Raw genomic sequence first — 12,849 nt, forward strand, 5'->3', positions numbered from 1 at the left:
ATGGGTCGTATAGAGAATGTCTTACCGGGCAATAGCAAAAGAATTGAAAAGTTAAAGGCGTTTCTTATCATATGCATTGTTTTTACCTCTATTGCGCCCCTGTTTTTCTTAGATACAGAAGAGCCCTCTGCCTATCTACTGATTATCAAAACACTTGCAAAAATCGGTTCATTAAGTGCCACCGTTCTCTTTTTTTGGCAATTTCTACTGGGTTTCAGGGGAGGAATTCCAAAAATCATTCATGATCTTGTATGGACGATTAACCTGCATAAAAAATTGGGGAAAGTCGCGTGTTACCTTCTAATCCTTCATCCCATCTTTATCACTCTCTATTACCTGCTTTCCTATGACCAATTTGTCCTTTTTCCCGATTTCGATGACCCTTTTATACGGTTTGTGTATGTAGGGGTTGCAGCATTTGTGCTGCTTATCGTTATCTTTTTAACCAGCGTTTGGCTCAGAAAGTTTCTTAGTTCTGTTCAGTGGTATGTTATTCATCTCTCCTCTTACATTTTTCTCCCACTTGGCCTTTTACATGGTATACAAATAGGCTCTACAGTAAGAATGACTCCTTTAAGATATGGTTTTCTTACCATTTCGGCCCTTTATGCTCTTCTTCTGTTGTACCGAATCATTTTTCGTTTGGGAGCATATTCCAAGGAGTATAAAGTCGTTGAGGTACAAAGTGTTGCTCACAATGTCGTCGAAGTCGATCTTTTGCCTGTTAAAGAGGAGCTTATACCAAGACTGGGGCAGTTTATCTACTTGAGGCGCTGTTGCTGGTTTGGTGGCAAACCATATACTGTCTCAGGATATGATCACCGATCCAGGATGCTCTCTGTAACGATAAAAATTCAAAGTAAGCAAAAAAGCCTGGCCAGTACTATTGCTCCGGAAGAGCAGGTTTTTCTGGATGGCCCTTACGGGGTTTTTTCCTGGAAAGCGATGAGCAGTAAACGGCCACTGGTAATGATTGCAGGAGGGATAGGGATAACTCCCTTTATACGCATTATCCGTCATTTAAAACTCTATCCCAGAGAAGCCTACCTTTTCTATGGAAATGAAAAGTATGAAGACATCGTGTACAGAGATGAACTTGCGATAAGTGACCATGTAACAGTAGTGAATGTACTCCATAGTGAGCCGGACTTTAGAGGTGAAAAGGGATTTATAACAACTTCCCTCATAAAAAAATATACTAAGCAGGGAATTCATCGCTATGAACACCTTCTATGCGGCCCACCCGTTATGATCAGAACTGTTGAAAAGGGGTTGTTAACAGAAGGAGTAGACAGAGAGCAGATACATCATGAACTTTTCGGCTGGTGAGTGGGAGTAAAACCCGTACTATTTTTATCTTCGTGCTTTTGCTGGCTCACAACCACCCCATCTGTGAACAAGGTTCCCTTTATTCCCAGTTCGTGTTTTTTCGTGCCATTGGTGGTCAAATCCCCATCAGCCCAACCCTAATGAAACTATAGTGACATGATTTAAACAGCATAGGAAGGGAACAAATACCCTTCCTACACTTCCCAGACGAATCGTTCTTACTATATTGGGTGCTTTATTCGCTGCACTTACATGTTATTTGGGCTCATAGGTCCCGCAATCAGGGTGATCTGTAGCCATTACCACATGAATTCCGGAAGCAGTACATTCAAAACTTTTATTGTATTCACAGTCCTCCACCTTGCAGGCGCCAACACCGCCTATCACATCTTCATACCCACCCTTATTTGCGGAGTTATAGAAAGTATCGCAGCACGGTTCTTCATCACCCACTGTAATAGCCAGTGTATGACAGATCCTGTCTTTGTTATAAATACACTGAGTCGCTTCACAATCGATTACCCTGGACATATCCTTAGCCATGGAAATTCCTCCTTTTTTAGGACACAAATGTAGAGCATAAATACTACACTCAACCCTGCAACATTCATGCCTCGTGGCCTGATCTTTACTCTCCATTTCAGTCTCTTTTCATAAAATCATGACCATCCTGGAAACAACACTTTAAACACAATCAATCCAAAAAAGCGTTTTAATTTTGAAACGCTTTTTTTTTAATCTTTTTTCCATCAGAGCGGGTTAGATATATATTAACATAACGATTGATCATTCTGTTAATTGATACATCTAAAGATCGGTTTTTAAAATTGGGGTAATTTTTAGAGTAGGAAAGTAATTTTTCTGGATTAGTATAGAAATATACTAAAGATATTGTGTTTGATGATATCTTTAGATGGTGAGAGAATTAGTTGCCCCTTTTCTCTCACCTATTCTTCTTACCTAAAACTACATGGTAACGACCTTATCATCAACACTCATAGGTAAACGCAGTTCTAAAAAAATGAGCTGCGTTTTTAGTCTATTGAGAAGAATATTACTTCTGTTCAACCAGGTCTTAATCAGTTAAAACGATTCTTTTTTGTCGAATGATACCGTGCATAAATATGGCAATCCTTATGATGGAAAGCAGACGTTATCTTTATGACGTTTTTAATAATCCTCAATTTTTGAAGTGTAAGAAAATTATTTAATAGTGATCTTTGTGAAATCGCTTTAGTAATTGATGTATACATCTCAGAAGAAACTTACGTTAAAAAAATCACCTCCCCATCATTCCCTCCCATGTGAAACAACTACCTTTACGATAGTAGCTGAATAATTAGCCATCGAACAATCCACTTGTGTGCCACAATGTGTCCTTTTCCCCCACTTTCTGAAATGCAGAATATGATCTTCTGTATCCAAAAATGTCATACCTTGCGGGCCAAATAGCGAGACTTGCGACACACGAAAGGAGAAGGAAGATGAGAGGTTAGTTTATGGGCCAGCCCTGACTTCACACCTCTGAGTTTTGTTTATTCTCATTTCCGTGCCTTCCGTGTTTTCAGTGGTTGATACTCTTAGGATTTTTTACCACGGAAGGCACGGAATACACGGAAGAGGAAAGGAAAGGAGGGTCAGTTTATGGGTCTACTTCTGTCTTCTGACCTCTGTCCTCTGTCTTCTGGTACCCACGGAAGAGAAAAGGAAAATGAATGATTTTAGTTTATGGGCCAGCCCTGACTTCACACCTCTAAGTTTTGTTTTTTCTCATTTCCGTGCCTTCCGTGTTTTCAGTGGTTGTTATTCCTGATTAGTTTTTCCCGTTCCGTCTGTATTACCTATTTCGTGGAGAGATTAGTTTATGCTTCAGTGGAATGGCAGGTCTTGCGCGTGGATTACCATGTCTTGCGAACAAATACCTATGTCTTGCGCTGATAATTAGGGATTCTTGCGCTCAGAATGGCAGGTCTTGCGCACAAATTACCATGTCTTGCGTACAAAATCCTATGTCTTGCGCTGATAATTAGGGATTCTTGCGCTCAGAATGGCAGGTCTTGCGCATAAATTACCATGTCTTGCGAATAAAATCCTATGTCTTGCGCTGATAATTAGGGATTCTTGCGCTCAGAATGGCAGGTCTTGCGCACAATTTCCATGTCTTGCGTACAAAATCCTATGTCTTGCGCTGATAGTTAGTGATTCTTGCGATCAGAATGGCAGGTCTTGCGCATGATTTACCATGTCTTGCGTACAAAATCCTATGTCTTGCGCTGATAATTAGGGATTCTTGCGCTCAGAATGGCAGGTCTTGCGCATAAATTACCATGTCTTGCGAATAAAATCCTATGTCTTGCGCTGATAGTTAATGATTCTTGCGATCAGAATGGCAGGTCTTGCGAGGGTTTTTGCATGTCTTGCGGTGATTATTGGAATTCTTGCACCCTGATTAGTTTGTCTTGCGGTATTTTATCCTGTGATACAATTGGAGTTATAAATCTTGTACAGATTAAGGTTCCGTCTATATTCCAAGCGGTTAATAACCAGTGAGAGTTTTAAGCGTCTGCTGACCTTTTTTGTGGGAATGCTTAAGAAGCCGATCTATTTCTTTCTTTAGTTCCCGGTTTCTTTGGTTTGGAATATTTAATACGCATACGCCGGAAGTAATCACTTTTGTATTTGTCCTTTTTTCCCGGTGTATCAAAGTAAACCGCATCAAGCCAGGTATCTATCTTTTGCTGTGCCTCTCTGCATAGCATTATAATTTTGTTACGATACACGATACTTTCATGGCGTCTATGTCTGGATGCATCAGCCCTGTTTAATATGATCTTTAGTTCACTTGCCCAATCCATGATCCTGTTAAGGTAATCTTCATCGATTCTGATTCCACCTATAGTGATTACTGAAACCAGTTCAATAACCATCAACAACAGTTTGGTTAGCGACAGAAGATCCTGTACACTATCCATATTCGTTTTTCCTTCAGAGATCTCCTTAAGGACACTAACGTAGCTACTATCTAGTGACACTATAATTTTGCAGGCTGCAATAAGACGGTCCCGTTCTTTTTTAACCGAGTCTTTACATTTCTGCCACTCTCGCAGTGCGGTGGAAACATTGTCTCTGTTCACCACGACAGTGGAATTAGATCTGAACAGTTTTTTGTGCAGTTCTTTAAATTCGTAAAATAGTGACCAGTTGAAACCGGCTTTTATCCAACACTCCTTATCCTCTTCCATATTTGCCAGATTTTTTCCAAACTCCGAAACAAACACCGTGACCGGCATATGGGGTTTAAGAACATCGTTATTTGGAATCGAATCAACTTTTCTCTGTATAGTTGCGGATAGTTCGCGAAGGTGTATGGGTAGCTCGTTTTCTACTGAAATACTGCCCTGAATTGTATGCTCAGACACATTTGGCCCCGGCTTTAATGAGAATAGTGATGAGGTGTTAAAAGTGAAATGTGCTTTTACCATCAGTCTTCTTACGGTAGCAAAAAGCACCTTTATAAAATATTTCCGGAGAGAGACGATGTAAAGTATTCTATAGTTTGGGTTCTCACAGCAAAAGCCCATTGGAAAGATAAAATCGCACCTGTATATCCCGCTTACGTATCGGTCGTTTTTTTCTTTTAATCAGGCATAGCTATAACTGATGAGAAATGAAAAGAACTGTCGCTGTGTCCATCACTGAAAATACCTCCCATGCTGTAGTTTCTGGCCTATATGGCATATTGGATTTGAACCTGAGCCAATGAAATCTGCTCGTTTCCATCCCTGTGCCCGGAGTGTGTAACTATAGCAGCACCATTAATACCAGAAATGTTCACCAACTTGCTGTGCTTCTTGTGTACTATATGTTACTGACTTTCATAGTAAGGTCAGGTGAACAGACAAGGTAGGGGCCTTTTTACCTCTCCAACTCGCCTCAACATCAAAACGGGACAATATTTTTGATGGAGATACAAATACCCTCAGATCAGTTCTGGATTTTTGTTTCTTTTCATCTTTATGTATATTAGACCGAACACTATGTTTTACAATTTTTCAGTTATCTTTTCATCTTATGCAGAGGAGTTTTCATGAAGGGTAGAATTGCGGTTATAGTATCCGCACTCATCGCTTTTTCGCTATCATCTTGTAATGCCAATGATCAAATTGGTGATCTCACCGAGTTTGAGGATCAGGTCAGTTACATGGTAGGGCGCGATATTGGACAATCATTAAAAGATCTCAACACCGATTTTAATATGGACATTTTAATAGCTGCTGTTAAAGAAGTTCTGGCTGATCAACCATCCCAACTTCCCGATTCAGTTCTCGCGCAGGTAGGTGCCCGTTTCTCCCAGGAGCTTCAGGCTAAGCAGACCGCAGAGCGCAATAAGCAGCTTGAGGAAAACAAAAAGGAAGGTGAGGCCTTTCTTGAAGAGAACAAAGAGAATCCCGATGTGATCACTACCGAAAGTGGTCTTCAGTACAAGATTCTTGAAGAAGGTGATGGCGCAAAACCAACATCCGAAGACAGAGTGAAGGTACATTACCATGGTACTCTTATAGACGGCACTGTGTTTGATAGTTCCAGAGATCGGGGAGAGCCGGCAACATTTCCTGTAACCGGGGTAATAAAGGGCTGGACCGAAGCACTTCAGCTGATGAATACCGGCAGCAAGTTTAAGATCTTCGTTCCTTCTGAACTCGCCTATGGCGAAAGGGGTGCTCGTCCCCCGGTAGGTCCAAACACCACGCTGATATTTGAAATCGAGCTGCTTGAAATAGTGGAATAATGCATTTATAACAGATTTTGAATGTCGTTTCTAAGGCTGCGGTAGTATACCGCGGCCTTTTTTGTACTAAGACCTGGATACAATTTTCAAATAATGGTGCCTCAACCTCCACTACAGTGGCGCAGCTCAATTATTATATTTCATTATATATAATCAAAAGCATCGAATTACTTCTAACTACCGGGTCAACCAGAAATGTATTTCAGAGAAAATGATAGCGATAAAACAGAAAAAAAGCTGCTTTTAGCGGTAAAAAACATGCGAAAGTGGATACTGGTAACGATTCTTTCTGCTATTCCATTTATAGTTACCGAACATCCTACCCTAATTCTCCCACCTGCAACAGGACTGTTTATTTTTTCTTTGTTACAGGTAAAACTCTATTTAGATCACAAGGCCTGCCTCAATATTGTGCAGGGGGGTGAGTTTTTAAAGCTTACTTATGGCACCAGCGCATTCTTGCTGTGCATCATATTCTTTCTTCTTGCAGCGGGTGCGGTTTTTTCCTGGGCCTACTTTTTTCTTTACGTGTTTTAAAACAGCAAGATTACCTGTCATACCTCACATCTAACTAAAAAAGATGGTTACCCTGGTTTTATCTGGTGATTAGTACTCTGCGATCCAAAACTCTTCCATTCAACTCAAATCGCAACAGATAAAAACCGTTGGCCAATCCTGCTCTGTCTATTATAAACACATGGTTTCCTGCACCAATTCGACCATCCGCTAATTGAGAGATTGTTCTTCCTCTCAGGTCATACAGTGTTATTTTCGCCGCGGATACCTCGGATACTGAAAACCTGATGGAATGATCTGATATAGCGAAATGTTCGAGATTAGGCAGAAGCTGACGTTTATCCTTGAAAGCTATAGCACTTGTTTCCTCGCGGAAAACGGCTTCTATATGCATTTCCTCTGTTGGATCTATTACCAGAATTCCTTCCGGATGAGTCTCCCCGTTTACTACCCAGCTACTAAGTTCATACCCCTCCCCCGGTACTGCCTTCAGGGTTATTCTGTTTCCTCCATAGTAGAGCCCTTTCCAGGGGTAGACGCTTTCATCTGCGCCAGGTAAATCTGAGTTCACATGAAGTGAATTGATTTTTATGTGTCCTTTTGAGATATCTGTACTCAGTGTTACTTCACTTGTGCCATGTAGATTAAACATTTCAATTAAATGCTGCGGCAGCACGCTATGTCTGATCTCTGCCGATTGCTTTATAAAATCCACCTCTTGCTGCCATTCAGTGATACTTTTATTATTATGCCAACGCCGCAGATGAGCCGGAATTTCGGGCCTCAACAGTGAAGCGATTGAATCGACAGTAGCAGTAACTCTGGTAAGTTTAAAATAACTGTTCATCAGATCCGCGACTCTATTGATAAAATCGGCTTTGAATGTTTCATTTTGCATAAGATTAATAAACATTTGATTAACAGATCTGGGATTCATGATATATGTAAGCATATTGGTGTCAGGTTCCGCGTGAATAGAACCGAGGCCATGATCAAGATCATAAAGCATCCAGCGCCACCTTCCATCATGCCCTTCAGGCGCATCCGGGTCGTACTCCGTTCTTAATCTCCAGAAATCATTGTTGTTGTGAGGCCAATCCACATTAGCGATAAAAACCTGTACAGCGTATAAATTGAGATAGTTCTCTGTGTCCATCATCGTCTGAACCATCTCATAGTTTTGAGATTCGGCCATGTCTTCTTCTGTAATAAATTTAGTCATAGAGTTGTAATGTGTCGCGCATCCTTCTTTTACATCTGCTTCTAAAGTAAATCTGTTCCTTGCTGTCAGAATATCTACGTTATCCGGATCCACTCCAAACAGTTGTTCCAGGTAATGTTCATCCATTCGCTCTCTAATGTGCTTTATTCCCCAATATTCTCCGTTAATAAAAACTACAGCAGGAGAGAAGCTTTGTTTTTCAAGATTAAGCTGATTGACCATCGTATGCATAGCGGCATCTCTCATATGCGCTCTTTCAAAGTCGTTTCCCGCAGCCCTCAACAGAAGCCTTCTGTATTCATTATTTTCCCGTTCAGGGAAAAAACCATGGTCCATTATCCGTGTCTCATACCTGTTTCTTGCATACACCCTGAGGGTTTTTTGAGGATATCGTCTTGTCCATCCCCCATGAATTCGGTAGCCCACATTTTGAGATAACTTCAGCTGACCATCCTCGTCAAAATATTCTAAATAGCCGGCCCTCTCCCAGACATCTCCCCGCAGGGAATAATTTCCCGAACCATCAATTTCTTCATTATAGCTGATTCCCGGAACATATATACCTGTTGTGTCATCGAAAAAGTTTTCCATCTCTGTAATCACTGATACTACAGGTAGAGAATACTTTTCCTGTGCTTGCGGAAATACAAAATAGGTGCCCGAAACAGATCTGCTTGTAATCCGGCCCTCTTTAAAAGCCGCCGCTCTTACAATAGTTCCCTTTTTTACACTCTCTGGAGTAAAAAAGGGAGGACTTCCTTCGGTGACTTTTGTAGTAGGTATATCGGCTATCACATTTGGCTGATCACTACGGTCGGTGATGAGTATAGGTGTTTGGTAAAGTGAAGATTCTTTTGTGGGTTCGGAGCCATCCAGTGTATAGCGAATCTCTACTTGTGAATCAGCGTGATAAATTTGAAGTTCAAAATCACTGTTATAAAAACCCGGGTTGGTAAAGAACCGTGGTGGGTCAAGTTTTTCCCTGTAAGGCTCAGAGACATTTGGTCTGTTTGGGGTAGGACTATTAAATAAGTGCCACCCTCCCTCTCTGTTTCCATCGGGATACCTTCCTATGGAAATATCGGTTGGTATTTCAGTTGCAGGTAACTCATCGACCCGTTCTTCACCAGGATGTGTAAGAATCACCCATTCACCGGATCTACTGATTCTGAAATTTGAATGCAACTCTGCCCCTGGCTCTACGCGATCTTTTCCCGAAGCCCATACCAGCAAAAAACTTTGTGCTTCTATGGTGGTATCGGGAAAAATCCACATGAACGGATCATCTCTTCTGTCCGAAAGTCCGTATCCCTCTAAATTTATGGGTTCATGAGAAGAATTATAGAGCTCTACCCAATCTTCGTAATCCCCGTCCGCGTCTCTAAACGTCATGGAGTTTGAGGCCATTATTTCATTGAGATGAAGATCCTGAGTGAAACTTACCTGTACTGTGCTTAGAATCGTAAAAAGTGCCAGAACTGTTCTCGTTAGAGCTTGGTGCATAAAGAGGATAATTTTCCCTTTCCATAAGTCCCAAATCAGAGTCATACAATAGTGCAGGACTACTACTTGAAGCGGGTATTTGTCTTGTGATTGATCTTAAAGCAACAATTACTTTGTTTATATATAAATGATTCATAGCTTTCAGACAAGACTTTTTTGACTGAAAGCTATGAACGAAATGATCCCTGCTTGTGATTTGGTAATTTATTGCACTAAATTGATACGATTATTTATAACTCTGTTGTCCAGCTCAATTCTAAGAAGATAGGTGCCACCAGTTACTTTGCTACTGTTTAAATCGAATATATGGCTGCCGGCATCCAGTTTACCCTGATGTAGTTGCTTAACCATTCTTCCCCTTAAATCAAACAGCTTTATTTGGGCTACTGTACTTTGAGAAAGAGAAAAAGACAGAGCATTTTTGTTGAATCTAACTTTTGGTACTTCAGTTACACTTCTCGTATTCCCTATTCTGCTCGGCTCTTCGGGCGCTTCCTGGAAAAACGCCTCTACTTGAATATCTCTTAGTGGCTCTATTTCAATTTCCTGTCCTAAATACTCATGTCCGTTTACAATCCACCTGTACACCTGATATCCTTCCTTTGGAGCACCCTTGAGCCTGATTGGATTTCCTGAGAAATAGCTTCCTCTCCAGGGATACACAGATTCTTCTGTGTTAGGAAGATTACTGTTAATGGTCAAAGAGTTTATTTTTATGTACCCATAGGTAGTGTCGGTATCAAGAGTAACTTCTCTCATCTCTCCCAGACCAAATCGCTCTCTGAGCTGATTTTCTACCACTTCCTGCCGTTGCCGCGAAAACTGGCGTATGTCACGAATATCATCCCGCCAATCCTCCATACCCCTGTATTCAAACCAGCGATTTATGTGCCGCTCTATTTCCGGTTCAATTAAAGCCTGAATACTATCCATTACCCCTAACATGTGATCACTGGTAAAGTAGCTGTTGAGCATATCCGCAACATGATTAATGAACTTAAATCTAAAATCCTGATTTTCCATAAGGTTTATAAAAAGCCCGTTATCCACTACCGATTCATCCAAAATTTGATCCAACATATTGGTATACACATCATTTTGCCACAGACCTAACCCAAAATCAAGATCATAAAGCATCCAGCGCCATCTTCCATCATGACCTGCAGGAGCATTGGGGTCATAGTCTGTACGAAGTCTCCAAAAATCATTATTATTGTGAGGCCAGTCAGTATTAGCTATAAAAACCTGTATGGCATAGTAGTTTAGGTAGTTTTCCACATCCATATACGTTTTCACTTTTTCATAGTTATCTCTAACTCTCATATCATTATTCACTATAAACTGTACCATTTCATCATAATGAGTTGCACACCCATGCTTCACCTCAGCTTCAAGTGTACTGCGTCCCATTGCAGTAAGATGGTCCACATTATCCGGATCTACCCCATGAACCATCTCTAAATAGTGACGGTCAAACCGATCGCGAATATTTTTGATTCCCCAGTATTCACCATTAATAAACACTACTGTAGGCTTAAAACCCTGAGTTTCCATATCCATATTTGCTACCATAACCTGCAGCGCGCCATCTTTGAAATGAGTCCTTTCAAAATCATTACCCGAGTTTCTTAATAGTATCCTTCTGTACTGATCATAGGGGCGATCAGAAAAGAACTGATGTTCAAGAATTCTGTTTCCATACCGGTTTCTCGCATAAACCCGCAACGATTTCTGAGGAAAGCGCCTTGACCACCCTCCATGGATCCTGTATCCAACGCCCTGAGAAAATCTAAGTGAACCATCATCCCCAAATAATTCAAAATTTCCTTCTCTCTCCCATTCATCACCGCGCATGACAAAATTTCCTGTAGCATCCTCACCTTCGATATGATTATATCCCGGAACATATATCCCTTCACTATCACTAAAGAAATTATCGCTCTCAGTTATCACCGATATTACCGGAAGAGAAAACTTCTGATTTCCTTCAGGGAAAACAAAATAGGTCCCCGATGCTATGGGGCTTGGTACATACCCATCCTTAAAGGCCGCGGCCCTTACCACTGTTCCTTTATCTACCCTCTCCGGAGTATGAAACTGTGGACCCATTACCACCCTGGTTGTAGTAATGTTAGCAATTTCATTCTCCTCATAGCTTCGGTTACCAATTGATACAGGACCTTCATACAAGGGAGAATTTTCATTTGGCTCCGATCCATCGAGAGTATATCGGATCTCAACTTCTGAATTTGGATGATTTATGCTCAGGTGAATGTCGCTATTATAAAAGCCCGGGCTTTGAGAAAACTCTGGTGGATCAAGTATTCCATCATGGCTTTCTGTTGTGTTTGTTCTCAGAGGGGTCGGATTTTCAAAAAAGTGCCACCCACCTTCTCTGTTACCATCGGGGTATCTTCCTATAGAAATATCGGTCGGTATCTCAGTTGCGGGTAGTTCATCAACCCGCACTTCATCGGGGTTAGTCAGAATCACCCATTCCCCGGACCTGCTTATTCTAAAGTTTGAATGCAGCTCTCCGCTGGGATCATCACGATCCTTTCCTGATGCCCACACCAACAAAAAACCCTGGGGTTCTATGGTGATAGCTGGAAAAATCCACATAAAAGGATCATCTCTTCTATCCGAAAGTCCGTAGCCTTCTAAACTTATTGCCCGGTTTGAAGAGTTGTAGATCTCTATCCAATCTTCATAATCCCCGTCTTCATCACTACAGGTCATAGAGTTTGAAGCCATAATTTCATTTAAATGCAGCTCCTGGGAATAGGAGTGAAAAACAAGGAAGGATAAAATCATCGAAGCCAAAATTAATCGCTTAATCAGAGTCATACGTCTCCTCAGAAAAGTTCAGGTTTTCTTATTACCAATTATCTCTCAAATTTTTAGTGATTGGTTTACCCTCTTTAGTTTAATCATTAATCAGGCATTCTTTTGATCTCAAAGTCAGCTTTAGCCCTGCTCCAAGCACTAAATTATTGTCTCTTTGGTGATTAGCTTAATTTGGCCTTCAGACAGGAACCTGGAGATCCAGGGGATTTATTAAAGCTGAAAAAGTTGTAGCTTTCACGCTTCTCTTGTGACTAAAACCTGATTTTTCCTCTTGCAGGAATCATTTTTATGAATGTCTAACGCTGCCAAAAATGGTAAGATATGGCAAATGGTATACCCATTTTGGGATATGCGGCTTCTACGGGGTTTAAAAACATCGCGGTTTTGACCTTATAAAGAGCCTTAATCATTTCAGGGAATTGTTGTATCGTTTGGAAGATAATTATAAGTCTGATAATATCCGCTGTCTGCGTAAAGGGAAACGCTCTGGATACCACTCTGACGGGTGATGGAACTCCGGGACCGTATACTTTTGGAACCGGTTTTATAGATTCCTCTTCAATAGAGGTTTCCTTTAAAAATGTTCTTGCCAGTCCCCCCTGGACCTTTCTGCCTGCTCATAATGCCATTCTCTTCTCTCAGC

Annotated in this window: 7 protein-coding genes; 3 read left to right on the forward strand and 4 right to left on the reverse strand. The window is 41.1% G+C overall.

What is annotated here, in order from left to right:
• Positions 1-1,329 carry a ferredoxin reductase family protein gene (locus QA601_04105; GenBank protein MDG5814248.1) on the forward strand — a complete coding sequence of 443 codons (1,329 nt, stop codon included), beginning with the start codon at positions 1-3 and terminating at the stop codon, positions 1,327-1,329.
• A gap of 255 nt (positions 1,330-1,584) precedes the next feature.
• Here QA601_04105 and QA601_04110 read toward each other — a convergent pair whose 3' ends face one another.
• Together QA601_04110 and QA601_04115 are read right to left on the reverse strand one after the other, a co-directional pair.
• The gene (locus QA601_04110) at positions 1,585-1,872 is read right to left on the reverse strand and encodes a DUF1540 domain-containing protein (protein MDG5814249.1); all 288 of its coding nucleotides are present in this window, start codon (positions 1,870-1,872) and stop codon (positions 1,585-1,587) included.
• A 2,045-nt stretch (positions 1,873-3,917) separates the two neighbouring features.
• Positions 3,918-4,811, reverse strand: coding sequence for a hypothetical protein (locus QA601_04115; protein ID MDG5814250.1), 894 nt, complete (start codon positions 4,809-4,811; stop codon positions 3,918-3,920).
• A 605-nt stretch (positions 4,812-5,416) separates the two neighbouring features.
• Here QA601_04115 and QA601_04120 point away from each other — a divergent pair.
• Complete coding sequence (locus tag QA601_04120) at positions 5,417-6,118, forward strand: FKBP-type peptidyl-prolyl cis-trans isomerase (GenBank protein ID MDG5814251.1); 702 nt, start codon at positions 5,417-5,419, stop codon at positions 6,116-6,118.
• Between the two features lie 195 nt (positions 6,119-6,313).
• On the forward strand, positions 6,314-6,655 hold the full coding sequence (locus tag QA601_04125) for a hypothetical protein (protein ID MDG5814252.1): 342 nt from the start codon (positions 6,314-6,316) through the stop codon (positions 6,653-6,655).
• Positions 6,656-6,713: 58 nt separating this feature from the next.
• On the opposite strand, the gene QA601_04130 is transcribed toward QA601_04125, so the two are convergent.
• Together QA601_04130 and QA601_04135 are read right to left on the reverse strand one after the other, a co-directional pair.
• On the reverse strand, positions 6,714-9,359 hold the full coding sequence (locus QA601_04130; protein ID MDG5814253.1) for a CotH kinase family protein: 2,646 nt from the start codon (positions 9,357-9,359) through the stop codon (positions 6,714-6,716).
• 204 nt (positions 9,360-9,563) lie between these two features.
• On the reverse strand, positions 9,564-12,206 hold the full coding sequence (locus QA601_04135) for a CotH kinase family protein (protein ID MDG5814254.1): 2,643 nt from the start codon (positions 12,204-12,206) through the stop codon (positions 9,564-9,566).
• Positions 12,207-12,849: the final 643 nt, after the last annotated feature.

It is taken from the genome of Chitinispirillales bacterium ANBcel5, from assembly GCA_029688955.1.
In the GTDB taxonomy this organism is placed as follows: domain Bacteria; phylum Fibrobacterota; class Chitinivibrionia; order Chitinivibrionales; family Chitinispirillaceae; genus Cellulosispirillum; species Cellulosispirillum alkaliphilum.